The 17,274-nt window shown below is 45.2% G+C and carries 10 protein-coding genes and 1 riboswitch; of the genes, 4 read left to right on the forward strand and 6 right to left on the reverse strand.

Features of this window, described 5'->3' with window-relative positions; genetic code table 11:
• Positions 1 to 8: 8 nt before the first annotated feature.
• The 3 genes from RS891_RS27050 to RS891_RS27060 all read right to left on the reverse strand — a co-directional run bounded on the left by RS891_RS27050 (position 9) and on the right by RS891_RS27060 (position 5,559).
• Entirely contained in the window at positions 9 to 1,043 is a 1,035-nt protein-coding gene (locus RS891_RS27050) for a cytochrome d ubiquinol oxidase subunit II (protein WP_113055392.1), read from the reverse strand.
• Positions 1,040 to 2,386: a cytochrome ubiquinol oxidase subunit I gene (locus RS891_RS27055; RefSeq protein WP_076291251.1), complete on the reverse strand. Its 1,347-nt coding sequence runs from the start codon at positions 2,384 to 2,386 to the stop codon at positions 1,040 to 1,042. The genes RS891_RS27050 and RS891_RS27055 overlap by 4 nt, the downstream gene beginning before the upstream one ends.
• 329 nt (positions 2,387 to 2,715) lie before the next feature.
• Positions 2,716 to 5,559, reverse strand: coding sequence for an ATP-binding protein (locus RS891_RS27060; protein ID WP_113055393.1), 2,844 nt, complete (start codon positions 5,557 to 5,559; stop codon positions 2,716 to 2,718).
• Between the two features lie 344 nt (positions 5,560 to 5,903).
• Between RS891_RS27060 and RS891_RS27065 the strand changes: the two genes are divergently transcribed.
• Positions 5,904 to 6,602: a response regulator transcription factor gene (locus RS891_RS27065; protein ID WP_113055394.1), complete on the forward strand. Its 699-nt coding sequence runs from the start codon at positions 5,904 to 5,906 to the stop codon at positions 6,600 to 6,602.
• A gap of 40 nt (positions 6,603 to 6,642) precedes the next feature.
• On the opposite strand, the gene RS891_RS27070 is transcribed toward RS891_RS27065, so the two are convergent.
• Complete coding sequence (locus RS891_RS27070; protein ID WP_315793661.1) at positions 6,643 to 7,083, reverse strand: hypothetical protein; 441 nt, start codon at positions 7,081 to 7,083, stop codon at positions 6,643 to 6,645.
• A gap of 225 nt (positions 7,084 to 7,308) precedes the next feature.
• Here RS891_RS27070 and RS891_RS27075 point away from each other — a divergent pair, with 225 nt between their 5' ends.
• The 3 genes from RS891_RS27075 to RS891_RS27085 all read left to right on the forward strand — a co-directional run bounded on the left by RS891_RS27075 (position 7,309) and on the right by RS891_RS27085 (position 11,218).
• Entirely contained in the window at positions 7,309 to 8,451 is a 1,143-nt protein-coding gene (locus RS891_RS27075) for a virulence factor (protein ID WP_113055396.1), read from the forward strand.
• Between the two features lie 142 nt (positions 8,452 to 8,593).
• A riboswitch (Lysine riboswitch) is annotated at positions 8,594 to 8,813 on the forward strand.
• Positions 8,814 to 8,929: 116 nt separating this feature from the next.
• The gene (locus tag RS891_RS27080) at positions 8,930 to 10,396 is read left to right on the forward strand and encodes an amino acid permease (RefSeq protein WP_315793662.1); all 1,467 of its coding nucleotides are present in this window, start codon (positions 8,930 to 8,932) and stop codon (positions 10,394 to 10,396) included.
• 174 nt (positions 10,397 to 10,570) lie between these two features.
• Positions 10,571 to 11,218: a class D sortase gene (locus tag RS891_RS27085; protein WP_315793663.1), complete on the forward strand. Its 648-nt coding sequence runs from the start codon at positions 10,571 to 10,573 to the stop codon at positions 11,216 to 11,218.
• Positions 11,219 to 11,340: 122 nt separating this feature from the next.
• Here RS891_RS27085 and RS891_RS27090 read toward each other — a convergent pair whose 3' ends face one another.
• Together RS891_RS27090 and RS891_RS27095 are read right to left on the reverse strand one after the other, a co-directional pair.
• Positions 11,341 to 15,870, reverse strand: a complete 4,530-nt coding sequence (locus tag RS891_RS27090) for a SpaA isopeptide-forming pilin-related protein (protein WP_315793664.1) — start codon at positions 15,868 to 15,870, stop codon at positions 11,341 to 11,343.
• Positions 15,871 to 16,047: 177 nt separating this feature from the next.
• Complete coding sequence (locus RS891_RS27095; protein ID WP_113055401.1) at positions 16,048 to 17,175, reverse strand: transglutaminase domain-containing protein; 1,128 nt, start codon at positions 17,173 to 17,175, stop codon at positions 16,048 to 16,050.
• Between the last annotated feature and the right edge of the window lie 99 nt (positions 17,176 to 17,274).

Consider the following 17,274-nt stretch of genomic DNA (forward strand, 5'->3'; position numbering starts at 1 on the left):
GAACGGACTCATCCTTTCTTTTTGCCAGCATTACCTCGCACATAATTGGCATCAAACAGAAACAGCTTCATAATGAGCACGAGTGAAGGAATGAGCACCAGCAGTCCCAGGCTGAACGCCGTAATGAGCGCAATACCCATCGTCTTGTTCGTAAAGCTGTCGTAAATATTAATGTACGGATACAGAATGTATGGAAGATGTGAGCGCCCATAGCCGTACCAGGCAAAGGCAAACTGCAGCATGACGGCGATAAAACACCAGCCCAAATATTTACGTTTCCATACCAGCGAGACGGCGATCACAAAACAGATAAAAGATGCGATAAACATCCATGAGATATTTAACATCTGCTCAAAGTGTGCGGGATTCTGTTTATTAATTTGCAAAAATGCCAGAAAGCTGGCAAAGATCGTAGGCAGACTCCAAAGGAGTGCATACTCCCGCAGAACCTCAAACGCAGTCTCATCCTCTGCCCGCTTGGCATAGTAGGAAAGAAACATCGCGGAGATATAGAGCACACTTACCAGTGCAAGCAATACAACCGACCAGGTATACGGATTCGTCAAAAACTCACGCCAGCGAAAAAAAACCTGATCACCTACCTGATCAATAATTCCACCTTCGGATATCGCCAAAATGGTGGAAAACACTGCGGGAATCAGCAATCCCGTCGCTCCGTACAATGCCATGTAGATCCGGCTGTTGTTCCCATGGTTCCCATAGGTATTATAGGCGTAGTACACGCCCCGGATCGCAAGCAGCACAATCGCCAATGAACCCGGAACAAGCAACGCTGTCCCATAATAAAAAGCGCTATCCGGATAAAATCCGACCAGACCAACCACAAAAAAGATCAAAAACACATTCGTCACTTCCCACACGGGTGAGAGATAGCGCTGAATAATGTTATGAATTTTGTTCTCGTGTCCGGTTAATATGCTGTAAAAGCTGAAAAAACCGGCCCCAAAGTCAATTGAAGCCACAATCAGATATCCAAACAAAAACGTCCACAAGATCGCGATGCCTGCAATTTCAAAGCTCAATGCACGATCCCTCCTTCCAGACCGAGAGACTCCAGTTCCTTCTCTGCTTCCTTGTTACGGAAAAGCTTGCTGAGTACCCGAATAGCTGAGAAGCAAAGGATCAGGTACAGCAAAATAAACAGAACCAGCATCCAGCCTACGGAGGATGATGTTGTTGCTGCTTCCGACACCTTCATGTAGCCGCGCAATATCCATGGCTGTCTGCCGACCTCGGCGAACATCCAGCCCAGCTCAATGGCAATCATGGCCAGTGGCCCAAGCAGGACGATGCCGAGCAAGAGCCATTTGGGATAAGGCTTGCGCCCTGGCAGCCAGCGGCGGAACACATAAAGCACCGGGATCAGCAGAATGATCACGCCTGTCGTCACTTTCAGGTCAAACATATAGTGAATGGACAACGGTGGCCTCAGATCGGCCGGAAATTCTTCAAGCCCTTTCACTTCCGTATCCGGTCTGTTTCCCGCCAGTATGCTGAGTGCATAGGGAATCTCGATGGCATATTTCACTTCATTGTTCTCATCAAGAATCCCCCCATAGACCAGCGGCGCTTTCGTCATCGTTTTGAAATGCCACTCTGCAGCGGCCAGCTTCTCCGGCTGGTATTTCGCTAGAAATTTACCGGAAGAATCTCCGATCATGACGGTGCTGACCGCAAATACGAGCGCACATACCGTTGTAAGTTTAAGTGCCTTTTTGTAATACACATGATCCCGACCCCGAAGCAAGCTGAATGCGGCGATGCCTGCCAATATACCCGCACTCAATGTGTATGACGAGGCGAGCACGTGAGATACCTTGGTCGGGGTAGCTGGATTCAGCATCGCAGCAATCGGATGGATATCCTTCATGATGCCATTAATCAGGGTAAACCCCTGAGGTTGGTTCATAAAAGAATTCACTGTTGTAATGAATATCGCAGAAGCAGAGGATCCCAGTGCCACCGGAATCAACAGCAACATATGGGTATATTTCTTTTTGAAACGGTCCCATGTGTAAAGGTAGATTCCAAGAAAGATCGCCTCCACAAAAAAAGCGAACGTCTCCATAAACAGCGGCAAGGCAATGGCCTGCCCCGCTACCCGCATGAACATCGGCCACAAGAGGCTGAGCTGTAAACCGATTGAGGTGCCCGTAACCACACCAACGGCAACGGTAATGACGAAACCTCGCGCCCATCTGCGCGCCAGCAAGGTGTAATGGATATCATTGGTGCGCAGTCCGCGCCATTCAGCCAAGGCGATCATGAGCGGAACACCTACACCAATGGAGGCAAAAATGATGTGCACAAACAAGGTTAGACCGGTCAGCATCCGGCTGAGCAGAACAGGGTCCAGGGATGACATGGGGTTACACTCCTCTTTCACTTAATCGTTATGTACGACTTCATATCGCCTGTGTGACGGTATGGCTCAATAACTCATAATCCGGATAATACTTTTGACAACGGCATACAGCACAATCACGGCTGCCACCAGGCAGACGATAATAAGGGTTTTCTCTTGTTTACGGAACATAGACCTGCCGTCCTCCCTTTTGCATGGCATGCAAATTATGGCTCTATAGACAGTTTGCAAAAGAAGTTGTTTTTTTATCCGGAAAATTTTGAAAAACAAAAAAAGCCTTTATCTATTTCAGGATAAAAGCATCCTATTAGATAAAGGCTTCTCTTGCCTTACAAAAGTTCGTCTTGCTTAGGCAATCGAACCTTGAACGTGCTTCCTTTGTGAGGTGCGGATATAAAGGTAAGCGTTCCCTGGTGGTCCTCTACAATTTTGCGTGAAATGTAAAGTCCCAGTCCAGTCCCGCCAATCTGACGATGATCCGAATTGTCCACACGATAAAACTTCGTAAATAGCAGGTCCTGCACATTCTCTGGAATACCTATTCCATAATCACGTACATCGATGCATAACCATTCTTTTTCTTCCCACAGCGTAATATCAATTCGGTCTGCTCCAGGTGAGTACTTGACTGCATTACCAACCAAATTATGCAGCAGCTGAACCATCCGGTTCTGGTCCGCATAAGCAAAAAAGTCTCCATTAAACGCATGTACATAGATGCGCTGAATGGATTGCATATTCCATTGCTCAGCAACACCCTCAACCAACTCAAGCAAGGGTACATACGTCTTATGGTAGGTCATGCCTTCATTGTCCAGACGTTGAATATCAAGTACATCATCCAGCAGACTACTCAGCCGTGCACCTTCCGAAGAAATGGTTTCCATGAAGTCCTGACGCTGTGAAGCGGGAAGATCATACATCATCATTAGTTCCACATAGCCCATAATGGTCGCTACAGGGGTACGAAGCTCATGGGACACCACGCTGATCAGTTCGTTTTTCATCCGATTCAGGCGTTCTTCCTCCGTACGATCACGGAACACCAGAAGAAATCCATGGTTTTTACCGGGAACATCCATTTGCTTCATGTATAGGGAAAATACACTCTTTTCCACATCATTGAATATAAATTCTGCTTCCACAAAGGCCAGTTCTCCGTTCAGAAAAGCACGAGTCTGCTCCACCAAATTGAAATCAGCGGTTAACACAAGGGTATCAATGGCATTGGCTAAATCTACGATAGATCTGCCCGAAAAATCTCCGAGACCAAACATTTCTTCAATTCTTCTGTTAACTATCGTGATGGTGCCGGAACGATCAGACATGACCAGTCCTTCCCGAACCGATTCAATGAAATGCTCGCTGATATCCCGCTGTTCCTGAATGGCAACTTTTTCATGAAACAACTCCGCATTCAGCTTCTCCAGAGCCAGCGCATGACGTACACGGTCTTCTTCAGCTCTTGTCCGCTCGGTAATATCCTTGATAAATAAGTTATACAGCATTTCGTTATTGCCCAGCTGAATTTCTACTATTTTGTACTCAATCGGAAAAACGGAACCATCCCGGCGAATACCTGAAATCTCTTCGACGATGACATGCCGTTTCCCCCGGATATACTCACATTGGTTCAGCATTTCCTTGATTTCCATACAGCTCGCTCCCTGAAAAAGGGATGGGGCCTCTTTTTCTAATACAACCTCTTCCCGTTTCAATCCAAACATTCTTTCGGCTTCCGGATTAAACTCAATAATCAGTCCGTTTAAATCCACAGCAATAATGGCATCAATAGATGAATCTATGATTGCCCGTTTGATTTCTTCACTATTCTTCAGCTCTTTGGTTCGTTCTCTGACCCTATCTTCAAGCGTAAGCTTGTCCTGACGTATCTGCTCGAATTGTTCAAGGAGCACATCGGCCATTTTGCGCAAATTGCCAATTAGAATCTGCACTTCGGTAACGTGGCTGGTCGGCCAATCCATCTTACCATTACGAAATAATAGTCTGGGAAGGGAGCCTGTCATCCGTGTGAGGCGTTTCATTGGACTTACGACTTTCTTGCTAAGTGGAGCAGCCACAATCATGGATACCACGAAAATGATAAACAGAGATTGAAGCGTAGTCAGATAGATCGCCTCAATACGTTTGTAATAATTGGCTGAGTTGGTCTCAACAAAAACTCGATAAGGGGTACTCGTGGTCATATCTGCTTCATACATAAACGATGCCTGTTTCCAGTGAGTAAGCACATCACTATAATAAGCATCCCCAGAATGGAATAAGATACTGTTCTCCCCTGGCTTGAGAAAACGATATTTGTTGATATCCAGGTAACTTCCCTGCGGAAGCGTATCCAGTCCAGAAGCTACAACCTTATTATTTGGATCCAGAATGATGACATTTACATCGAGCAGATGATGATAACGTTCCATGCTCTGGTGCATGTTCTCTTCGGTTAGATATTGATCATTTAAATCCTTGATAACGGCATTCGCAGCGTGTTTTAGATTAGATACAATGGAGTTATTGATCTGACCTAACTGTCTTCGACTGTCGGCCGATAATAGAACAAGAGAGACAACGACTACAAAGGATACGACGTATTTAAATGCAATTCGTGTGAGCGGAATGGTTCCTGTTCGTTTCGACTTCAACTCGCCATTTGTAATCCAGAAATCTACCACAATACCTGCGATCAGCGCGTTAACCATACTGGTCACAGCGACATGCATGTAGGTATATTTTAATTCTTCAAGATTCATGCCCATAATGTATCCATAACAGGTCACTGGCAATAACATCGCGACCCAGAATGCAGCATTGGCCTTCATGACACTTCCATTCTTCCATCGGATCTGCCATCCCAGCATCCAGATTAATTCAATAGTATGAGCGCCAATCATAAAAAAACTATTTGGGACTAGACCCGCGAATAACACACCCAAGGTACAGATTGCTATCAAAGTAGTGAATCCGTATATGGCTCCATGTAAGCGCAAGGCAATAAAAGTTGCTGCTGTGCCGAACAACAGCTGTACCCCGTAAAAAAGAGTCAACGGAAAGATCGTTCCCAACGTACCCAGGATAATAAGTATAGCCGTACCCAACCACGGAATACGGAGTTTGATTACTATCCACTCCAACACCTTATTTACCCTTATGTAGTCCATAGGCAGCCGTCCTTATGATTAATTTCTACGTTTGCATTCAACAACAACGTTGGTACCTCCTATGGATTAAAGCTCGTAAGAGTTACTTTATTTCCCTCAAACCGTTCTGATACATTATACTGTAATTAATACTCAATGTAGCTTTGGGAAATTTTGAATGATCGGCAAATGCTCTTCATTCATGGTAAAATACTGAAGTTTGGCCTCAACTCTATAGAACTTTCTACATATGCATCCTATATTCTGGAATACAAACATTAAAATTTTTGCAGCATTTCCATACAAATTACGCCATTTTTTTAGAAGTTTCTTAACAAATTCATTTCATCAGGAGTGTGACCTCAATGTCTATCAAAGTTCTTCTTATAGAAGATGAGAAAAATCTGGCCGACATGATTGCTTTCTTTCTTGAGGAGGAGGGTTACATAACTGAACGGGTTCATCATGCACGCGAAGCACTTCAACTTTTTCCACGATTCCAGCCCGATATTGTAGTCACTGACTTGATGCTGCCTGAAACAGACGGTAATGATCTGGTTGATGCGTTTCGCCAGCACTCGACTGTACCCATATTGATGATCTCGGCCAGCACCATGCTGAATGATCGGCTCCGAGCATTACACAATGGTGCAGATGATTTTCTTTGTAAACCCTTTAGTCTGAAAGAGCTTGATGCACGTATTAAGGCATTACTGCGCAGATCGGCTATATCTTACCCGGACAAGCCAATAAAAGAGGATAAACCGGCTGAAGTTGTCGGACATGTCAGTGTGAATGAGTACAGAAGAACTCTGTTTGTAGATGGCATTGAAATCGAGGTCACTCATATTGAGTTTGAAATTATGAAGGAATTGTACCGAAATCCCGGCAAAGTGTTCACCCGCAATGAACTCATGGATCGAATTAAAGGCTCAGAACGAGCTTATCTGGACCGCACAATTGATGTACACATCTCCAGTCTTCGCAAAAAAATTGAACCCGACCCCAAAAATCCAAGGTATATTAAGACGGTTTGGGGAACGGGATATAAATACGTCATTTAATACACGCCGGAATGAAATAATGGCTCATGTCCTCTCTCTGTCATCGTCTCATCGACTGAGTTGAGGGCTGAGCTGTTTTTGTTTTGTATGCAAAAGAATGTAACCATTTTTGGATTTCCATGATCAGCCTATCTGGTTCTTTCTCGTGCCATAGGATCATCTTCATCAGACCTGTGCCCGTAACAAGCTGCGAATGACGCTTGCGAATAAGGCATTGAAAATCCGTAATCACCAGTAATGGAATCTGAGGCATAAATGCCCGAATGGCATTTGATGCTGAAACGGCTTGCCCGGCGTCCTGATAATCGACAATACAGCAGTGAGCTTTGCCCCATTCTCCCTCCCCCTTGCTATCCACTTTCTTTTCTTTGTTTACTGCGGACTCCCTCTGCTCGTCTATTATCCACTCATTCAACAATTCAATCATATTGTCATAATCAATACCACGACTTCCGTCCGAAAGTACGGTAATGGGTTCCATAGCAATAACCTCCAGTTCATTCTCTCTTCTTATTGTGCCAATCTTCATTTAAAAATGTTCATGAATGAACATAAAAGAAGTGTTAACTATCTTCGTACTTCTTCACAAACTGTGTAAGGTTCATTACCCATTTCGCAGTTTGCGGCAATTCATGTAAAATAGGGATATGCCCGTGTCCATTGCGGGAACTTTAAGAATGAATCCGGTACAGGAGGTTATGAACCGATGAATATTGTTTCCATTGAACCAACACCCAGTCCCAATACGATGATGCTGCATCTGGACGAACGTCTGGAGGACGGGATCCGCAGAACATATACACTGGATAACGAACGGTCTGCTCCGGCGTTTATTCGCCAGATGCTTCATATTCCCGGAGTAAAAAGTGTATTCCACACAACCGACTTCGTAGCGCTCGATCGCAAGGGAAATGCGGATTGGTCCGTCATTCTTGGCGAAGTTCAAAGCCGTCTTGGCCAGCAGGGTATTGATCTGGACTGGATTGAATCTGAAGATGCCTCTGGTGAACACTTCGGTGAAGCACAGGTATTCGTCCAATTCTTCAGAGGTGTGCCGATGCAAATTCGAGTCAAAGCCGGTGCCAAGGAAGAGCGGATTTCGCTCTCGGATCGGTTCGTCAAAGCCGTTACTGAAGTCGCCAGCGCTACGCTGATCAAGGAACGGAAACTGAGTGATTATGGCGTCCGCTACGGGGAATTGCCTGAAATCGCAAGAGAAGTTGAACAGGAGCTGGAAGCAGCATATCCGCCTGATCGTCTGGAACGCGTAATTCAACAAGCTATTGAGCACGGCACCAATTCTGAAGAGTTCGTGGAACGTCGCCGTCAGCTGGATGGTGCCGAGCTTGAAGAGGCTCTGCATAATGAGGACTGGAATGTTCGCTACGCTGCATTTGATGGTATGGAGCCTACAGCGGAACGACTGCCACTCGTTGCCCATGCACTTCATGATAATAAAATGCAGATTCGCAGGCTGGCTGTTGTATATCTAGGTGATATCCGCACACCGGAAGCGATGGAACTGCTGTACGAAGCTCTGCAGGATAGTTCACCCGCTGTACGTCGGACTGCCGGAGATACCCTCTCCGATATCGGGGATCCTGCAGCAACTGTAGCCATGACAGCTACGTTATCCGATAAAAGCAAGCTTGTACGCTGGCGTGCAGCCCGCTTCTTGTACGAAGTGGGAACCGAAGAAGCTGAGCAAGCTCTGCGGAAGGCAGCCGAAGATCCTGAGTTTGAAGTCAGCCTGCAAGCCAAAATGGCACTGGAACGGATTGAATCCGGGGAACAGGCAGCCGGAACCGTATGGCAGCAGATGGCTGGGCGTAACAAGACGTCGGAGTAGTCCTTTCGATTCATATCCAACAATTGTTATTGCACTGGAATACCATGGGGGTTATACTGATTGTCTGTTTACTCAACAGAACATTGAGTGTTACGTTCTGTGATTTATAATTTCATAGACAATAGATACACCTCATCCATGATGATGAGGTAGAGGTCGCGGGTGCGATCAGTACGCTGAAGGAGGCGCTAAGGAGCCGCTTATGAATTCAGCCGAAAGGTGCACCCGCCGAAGCCCGCAGGACGGTTCCTTACGTTGTCCAGCGCGGCTGGGGCTGTTGCCGAAAGGTGCAGAACTGTCACAGATGCATGATGTGCCTTCCTAGGAGGGTATGATTTCTTCTGTGTTGAGCTATCTTAAACATTTGGGACGAGGTGCGGACGATTGATAATAAAGACCGCAGGCTAATGCCTGCGGTCTTTTGTGTTTTTTTCCATTGTTCTGAACCCATTAGTACGCTGAAAGAAGGAGTGTTTCCATGCAAGACTGCAACAACCAAACTACAACAGGACCTACCCTGAAAAAAGGACTACGCGCACGGCATATGACCATGATTGCACTCGGTGGATCCATTGGTACTGGACTGTTCCTCGCAAGCGGAACCGCCATTTCCAATGCAGGCCCCGGCGGTGCACTGATTGCTTATGCTGCCGTCGGCATTATGGTCTTCTTTCTAATGACCAGTCTCGGGGAACTGGCTACCTTCATGCCCGACTCCGGTTCATTCAATACGTATGCGGCCCGCTTCGTCGATCCGGCCCTTGGGTTCGCGATGGGTTGGAACTTCTGGTACAACTGGGCCGTCACCATTGCGGCAGAACTCGCTGCCGCAACCGTACTCATCAAATACTGGTTCCCTGACAGTTCATCCATGTTGTGGAGTCTGTTGTTTCTCGTATTAATCTTTGCACTAAATGTGTTGTCCGTTAAAGGATATGGAGAGTCGGAATACTGGTTCGCCATTATCAAAGTCGCTACAGTAATCATCTTCCTTACCGTTGGTGTGCTCATGATCTTCGGCATTATCGGTGGAGAAGCGGTAGGATTCAGCAACTTTACTGTTGGAGACGCACCATTCCATGGCGGATTCTTTGCGGTTCTCGGTGTATTTATGGCTGCAGGGTTCTCTTTCCAAGGAACGGAGCTCATTGGTGTCGCAGCCGGTGAGAGCGAAAATCCGCGTGAAAATGTCCCTCGTGCTATCCGGCAAGTGTTCTGGCGTATTCTGATCTTCTACATTCTGGCGATTACAGTCATCAGTCTGATCATTCCATATACACATCCGAATCTGCTTAAAGGTGATCTGAATAACATCGGAGTTAGTCCGTTCACTCTTGTCTTTGAAAAAGCGGGTCTGGCTATTGCTGCTTCCGTCATGAATGCTGTTATTTTGACCTCTGTACTGTCTGCCGGAAATTCAGGCATGTATGCTTCAAGTCGTGTCCTGTATGCTCTTGCCCGGGATGGCAAAGCGCCTCGCTTCCTCGGTCGGCTGAACAAAAAAGGCATTCCAATGAATGCCCTTCTCTTGACCACAGCGGTGGGTATGCTTGCTTTTCTAGCCTCCCTTTTCGGTGATGGTATTGTGTACACCTGGCTTCTTAATGCATCTGGTATGTGTGGGTTTATCACCTGGCTCGGCATTGCCATCAGCCATTATCGCTTCCGCCGCGCGTATGTAGCCCAAGGTCGGGATTTAAACGATCTGCCCTACCGTGCACGCTGGTTCCCATTTGGGCCGATCTTTGCTTTTGTGTTATGTATCATCGTCATTATTGGACAGAACTATCAGGCGTTTACGGGGGATCAAATTGATTGGAGCGGAGCCCTCGTCGCCTATTTAAGCGTTCCGCTGTTCCTGATCTTATGGCTGGGTTATAAATTTATTAAGAAAACAAAAGTTGTACCATTACAGGAATGTGATTTTACAACATCACCAGATTAATTATGCCCAGATAATGATATCGATCAACATGGGGTTACTCCATGAAATCAAACAGGTAGCCTTCCTTCTTTCAACGAAAGAAAAGGCTGCCTGTTTGATTTGTCCAGGTTTTGTATATGTCCCTATGTTTACAATAGAACAGTTAATCTATTTTGGGACAAAAGGGGTACACGTATGATGAAATTCTTTTTTTCCATGCTTGTTGTTCTCGGGATCTTACTTCTTTTCTTGCCTCTTCTGCAAGAAAAGTATTTTGACTGGCAGCAAGCCAAAGTCATGGATGATCTGAAACAGCTACAACTCGACCTAACTAAAATCAATGATTCTTTTGAACAAGCAAGACTGGATCCCAACTCAATCGATGATGAGACCGAAGACAAAGAACAGGAAGGTTATCCCCATGCACTGGGGGTTATTACAATTGATGAGATTGATGTGCAACTGCCCATTCTGGAGGATGCAACCGAAAGCAATATGAAGGTTGCAGCAACGCATCTTGTGGAGACGGCCCGCATCGGAACTGAAGGAAATGCAGCGATAGCTGCCCATCGTGCTCACAAAAAAGGACGCCTGTTCAACCGAATGGGAGAATTGGAGATTGGTGATTGGATTAAAGTCACTCTGGCAGATCAGACCCATATCCAATATAAAGTGGATCAGATATCCGTTGTGGAGCCTACGGACTTGTCCGTACTTGAGGATCCACATCTGGGACAGGTGCTCACCTTGATTACCTGTGATCCATTAGTAAATCCAACGCATCGGCTGATTATAAGAGCCGTCCAAGTGACTTCAGAGGTTGCTCAGCGTGACCTGCCATAAACATGCTGTAGAAACCAAAAACACCCCTGGCATGCGCGCGGTGATTCTGAATCTCCGAAGCGCTTATGCTGGGGGTGTTTTAGTGTAGATGTAAAGTCATGTCCGAGGTTACATGTTCCCGTCTACGAATTCATCTGTTGTCTTCGACGAAGATACAAGTATCCCATACTACCGAGAATAATCATAAGAGTCCCTACAAGAGTGTGTCCCCATGTACTCTCTTCTCCTGTTTTAGGCAGCATGCCTAGGAAAGAACCATCTTTCCTTTCCTCCTCTGTTGCTGCGACATTCGTATCTGCAGGAGAGGATGTTTGATCCGCTCCTGGGCTAATAGCATCGCCAGCATTGGCAACATCTGAAGGCTCTTCTTCATCAACAGTCGACTCTCCTGGATTGGAAGGAGAGTCTCCAGCATCCGGCTCCGTTGGATTATCCGTCCCATCCTCTGGTTCTGAAGTTCCAGGCGTTACCACCGTGCCTGGAACCGTTGTGTCCGGTGTTGATGGTTCTGGTGTTGATGGATCTGGCACTGATGTTCCTGGATTCGGTGTTCCTGTACTTGGCGTTCCCGGATTATAAGGCTCACTTGGCCCGCCCGGTACGGGAATGGCGATATTCATCTTTTCCACCACTACGGTTTCCGTCTGTTTATCCGTAATCTCGAATTCAACCGGCGTTTGGTCCAGTCTATACCCTGTTGGTGCTTTTATTTCAACCAGCTGATACTTATTGGGCTTCAGGTCTTTCAGCACAATCTCACCATTTGAATTGGTAATCAGTTTGGCTTCATCAATGCCTGTAACCACTTTGAATTCCCAAACACCGTTGGCATCCATGAGAGCACTTTGAGCACGTAATTCAAAAACGGCGCCTTGCAGATGTTGCGATTTGCCTGAGTTATATTTAACCAACTTAACGGAACGGTCATTTTCTTTATTTTCAATCGTTAATAGAGTTTCTGGTTTGGTAATCGGTACATCCGTTTCAGGTTGTTCAATAACGAAACCTTCTGCCTTGGTCTCTACCAATGTATAAGGGCCATACGGCAAGCTGTCAAACTCAATCACTCCGTTTAGATCCGTCACTTTTTTGGCGATCACATCAGCGTTACTGTCACGCAGTTCAAATTCAATTCCGCTTAATACGGAATGATCCTTGGCATTCACTTTTGTAACAACCAGCTTGCCACCCGAGCCCTGCACATTCATATGAGAAAGAGAGAGTATCCGGGTTTGATTCGCTGCAATTGTAAACGGAACTGGTGTTGCATCCAATTGATAGTACGCAGGTGCTTCAGTTTCTATTAATTCATAGTCCCCTGGTTCGAGACTTCCTTTGGCGATCCTTCCATCATCACCTGTAGTTAACTCCGCAATTTTATCTCGGGACGGGCCATTCTTCAAATAGAGTTCAAATGTTGCTCCTTTCAACGTCTTCGATGAATCCACAGAATCCACTTTCGTTAATTCAAAGCCCTGTCGAATTTTTTCATTCATAATTTCAAAGGGTTGATCAGGGTCTTTGAAATCAATTGTTTTCCCTGTAGAAGCTCCATAATCCGGATCAATCAAATAGCCGTTCGGTGCAGAAACTTCCTTTAACTTGTATGGCAGACCATTGGTTTGATCGTTAAATCTGTATTTTCTGGAGGTCTCGACCTCTCCATTGACATCGGTTGGTTTCAACGTTTCCAGAAGCGTCGTTCCGGACGCGTTATAGATAGCAAATATGGCTCCCTCAAGAGGACGGCCTGTATCATCCACTTTATAAATCTTGATTTTGCCAACACCTGTAGAAGCTCCCCCGCCTGCTCCAGCCATGGAAACCTGAATACCTGTCTGGTGATCTGACCCCGTCACCGACGAAGACTGTCCTGCGAATTCAACTTTATTTCCTATTCTCTCCCCGCTATCGGCATTAATAAAGGATTGATACTCCAATATAAAAGCAGTCTTCATCTCATTCTTAAAGGTGAATGTAAATGTATTGCCTTCCACAATCAGTTCATACTCATCAGCATCAACCAAACGAGCCTTGGTGGACACATTCCCTGAGTTGTCCGCAGGCAGATCTGTCGCATATAGCTTTAACGTATCTGCAAGCAAAATCTGATTATCTGATAACGTATCTGTCAATACGGAACCTGCGGCTATATAAGATTGGCTTGGGTTGATATTTACAGTCCAAGAAGCTTTATCACTTGAACCTAGTTGCTGTCCTGTTTTGTGTACGTAGACGCCACCGTGTTCAGGTATGACCGACACTGACTTCTCAAAACGTACCGTTCCCCCCTCACCATCCGTCAAGATAGCATGATTGGAATACGTACCCTCTACTGCAAAATTCCCATCCAAACTGGTTTTATACACAACACGATAGGCCGACTTTCCAATGTTTCCGAGGTTTAATGCAAAACCCTTACCGTCCGAGTTCAATTGGAATTGCCCTGCTGTCAGTACAACTTCATCACCAATGTCAATGACATTATTCGCTCCCGCTAGTGTGAGCTTATTTACTTTCAAAGAGCCATCTACAAAAGATTGGTTACCCGTATACGCATCCTTGAGAATAGCGTTCTGGATATCATATAAATTATAATTCACATCAATCGTCCAGGTGATCGTTTTGTCCTTCGCGCTGTATTCTCCCTTCTTGTTGCCGTTCTGTATCGTATAATCTTGCGGTTTGACTACAGCCGATTTGGTAATCGAGGCTTGTGGTACATTTGACTCCTTCCAATTCAAAGTAGCCTGGTTACGATATTCATTGTTTGTTGGCATACCTGCCGTTGGATCAAAGCTGGTCTTATACGTAATCACATGCTCTTTATTGATTATACCGTCAGCCTTCAACTGAATAGAGAATCCTTTTTCAAAATGTATATCATCTGGATCAGCAACGGGCTCAAGTTCGAATTGATCTTTCTGATCGCCACTAATTTGTAGACTACCCGGAATGAGCTTCATATGTCTTCCTGCGTAATTGTCCGTAATGACGATGTCCGTCATCTCTTTCAAATCACGGTTTAGAACAATCTTCCACTCAATCTCCTTGGTATTAAAATTTTCACTTTGAACACTTTTCGCAAAAATGATTTCCTGAATGTCCCTTTTGCCTTCTTTTTCTGTACCGTCATACATATTGACCGTATTTGTTACCGTACCATCTTTATAGACGCGATCCATCGTTTTGGTTTGATATTCAATTTCATAAGCCTTGGTAATGTCATTTTTAAATTGTAATTTAAAGCCATCATCAAAGCCTGTACCCACTCCTGTGAGTGTGTATTCGTTGGAATCGACTAAAGCAGAACCCGCTGGCTTGCCATCAACGTCGATGTCGACTTGACGTACTTTTACCGAACCATCAATCAACTCATGTTTCGTTGTGTCAAAACGATCTTCAATCCATGCGTTCGCCTGCGTAATCTCTTGTTGATTGTAATTGTATTGCACTTTCCATGTGATCGTCTGGGTCACTGGATTGTAAGCACTCTCTTGACCGGATTTTTTCAAAGGCTCATTGAAACTCACCTTGACGCTACCGATATCAGTTTCATCATACTCGCTCTGATCACCTGTAAGAACCACCTTATTTTCATACAAAACGTTTGTAAAAGGTGCAGTTGTTGGTGCTTTGATACTCGTTGTATACTTCACGCGGTATGCCTTATCAATATTCCCCAAGGCAATTGGAAACTGAGTTTCTGTTCTAACTGTATTTCCTTCTTTGACAGATCCGTCTAATTGAATATCCAATTCGCGAATCTCAATATTCCCCTTAAGTGGACCTGCCGAGAGCGTATCATTCAGAACGGCATTGTTAATCCCCTTCTCTCCCTGGTTGAAATCGACAGTCCATTCAATCTCATCCGAGTTGAAATTATTCTTATTTGCGATACCCGATTTCGTGAGTTTATCTATGGCTGTATTCTGAAAATGCACATTAATGATGTCTTGTCCAACGGAACTAAAGTCTATTGGCTGCCTCAAGCCGCCATCCATCTTGCTCTCATCGAACTTGATCCAAACGTAGAAATTCCCCTCCAGCTTCTCACCTACGATACGGTCATTAAACGTAAACGTGATCTCTCCATCGGGATTGACGACATATTCCCCAACTCCACCATCCAAATCCCCTTTTAGTTGCGATCCAATTTTGAATTTGTCTGGTAAACGAAAAGTAAAAGTGGAACCATCACTATAAGTATGGGCATCGTTTGGAAGCCCCCATGTGAAGACCACAGCCACCTCATCCTTAACGCTAGGTCGTATATCTTCGATACGCTCCCCTTTTAAATTAATATTTCCATTCCCATCATACTCCGGTATCTGATTATACATTTGAACACTTGTAATTAAATTATCTTTTATGACTTCCGCAGCATTATTGGCCATTGCCAGAGTACCCGGATCAACTTTAGCTTCTGAATTGAGATCTGACTGTTCAGCAGATTCATCAGACTCGGGAGAATCCATTGACACTCCATTATCACCATTCCCCGTTACTGGGCCTTCTTCTGATGCTGTATCCATAGTTACAATTGCTGTCATATCATCCTGAGCATGCAGGGTTGGTGTAAACATCCATCCTTGCATCATTTGCGTGATCAGCAACAAAGCGATGATCACCATGCTCACTTTTTTCTTCATTTTTTGCAAATCCCCCTCTTGCGTAATGTTGGCATATACCAACAAAAAGAATAGCAAAGAGACATATACAAAAAATAGACAACGCTCTAATCGACGTTCTTCTAACACAAAAAGGAACGCTTCTCAACGAAGCGCCCCTGTCTTAAAACACGTTTAAATTCATCATTTCAGCTGTTGTCACATGGTCCAGGTAATCTTCACACGCAGATCGACGGTATCCTCCATGTTGGACACGTAATACGATATCGACTTCATGCCAAGCTGATACAAATCCTGCAAATCCTCTACTAGCCCTGTCTCAGTACCTTTGTATCTAAAAGTCAGTGAGGTTCCGCCATCCTTGAGCACACTCTGAACTTTTGTTTTTAGCGCGGAATGACCACTAACCGCATCATTTTCATCATATAGCGAATATTCCAGCGTATGATACAGCTTTTGATACGCGATTGCCTTGCTGCCTCCCGCCTTCACCAAAGTTTGCAAAGCTTCACGATAGGGGGCAGATGCAGCAGGATACTTGCCTTTAGCTGTCCAGACATGGTCACGTGCCATCTCATCATCACTGAGCAAATAATAATTGTGACTTACCTTGCCCTTACGGTCAGGAGTAGGATCGTCCCACGTTGTATCCATATGGTACCACTTACCATCCAGCTTGACGAGATTCCAGGCGTGTAATTGCTCTCCAGCCGTTCCTTCCACAATCCGGTTCTCTATACCCACCTGCTCCAGCATGCGATAAGCCAGCAATGAATATCCCTGGCATACAGTACTGCCGGTAACAAGTCCATCGTATGCAGTATATTTCTGCAAGGATGTATCGTAGGAAAGGTTAAGTACAATCCAGTCATGAATGACTTTAACTTTCTCATGATTTGTCATGCCAGGTAATATAATTTCTTTGAGCACGTTGGTCACCTTACGGTTCACATAATCGGTCTGTTCCTTCGTTTCGCGATATGCCAGCTTCACATGTACCTCTGCGGATACATTGGAGCCTTTATAATTAAATGCGTAACTTTTAACGGTATATTGAATATAAGGATCACTGGTCATTGCTTCATCAATAGAGCTCTGCAACTGTTTCTTGAGGCCTTTCACATTACCTTTGTATGTAAAAACAAGTTCCTCCGTACGCTGGGACATCGCATTAAGCAACGTCTCGCGCAGCTCCGTATTCGTGGATATGTCCGATGTTCCCGACGCCGCGTACAGCTGATCCAGATCGACTGCATGTGGCAGTGCCACAGCGACAAGACAACCAGCCAATAGCAGGGTTATCACTCGTTTTCCGTGCTTGCCCATGAAAGGATACCACCTCTCTTTGCAAAATTCTCATGCCTCATTGTATCACAAAAGGGATTGACGGCAGGCTTCTAGTTTTGTCGAAAAGCATCAAAAGAG

It is taken from the genome of Paenibacillus sp. BIC5C1 (genome assembly GCF_032399705.1).
GTDB lineage: Bacteria > Bacillota > Bacilli > Paenibacillales > Paenibacillaceae > Paenibacillus > Paenibacillus taichungensis_A.

Excerpts from the sequence above, each read along its gene's own strand:
- RS891_RS27055 (WP_076291251.1), bottom strand. The coding sequence starts at position 2,386 with ATGTCATCCCTGGACCCTGTTCTGCTCAGCCGGATGCTGACCGGTCTA.
- RS891_RS27060 (WP_113055393.1), bottom strand. The coding sequence starts at position 5,559 with ATGGACTACATAAGGGTAAATAAGGTGTTGGAGTGGATAGTAATCAAA.
- RS891_RS27065 (WP_113055394.1), top strand. The coding sequence starts at position 5,904 with ATGTCTATCAAAGTTCTTCTTATAGAAGATGAGAAAAATCTGGCCGAC.
- RS891_RS27070 (WP_315793661.1), bottom strand. The coding sequence starts at position 7,083 with ATGGAACCCATTACCGTACTTTCGGACGGAAGTCGTGGTATTGATTAT.
- RS891_RS27075 (WP_113055396.1), top strand. The coding sequence starts at position 7,309 with ATGAATATTGTTTCCATTGAACCAACACCCAGTCCCAATACGATGATG.
- RS891_RS27080 (WP_315793662.1), top strand. The coding sequence starts at position 8,930 with ATGCAAGACTGCAACAACCAAACTACAACAGGACCTACCCTGAAAAAA.
- RS891_RS27085 (WP_315793663.1), top strand. The coding sequence starts at position 10,571 with ATGATGAAATTCTTTTTTTCCATGCTTGTTGTTCTCGGGATCTTACTT.
- RS891_RS27090 (WP_315793664.1), bottom strand. The coding sequence starts at position 15,870 with ATGAAGAAAAAAGTGAGCATGGTGATCATCGCTTTGTTGCTGATCACG.
- RS891_RS27095 (WP_113055401.1), bottom strand. The coding sequence starts at position 17,175 with ATGGGCAAGCACGGAAAACGAGTGATAACCCTGCTATTGGCTGGTTGT.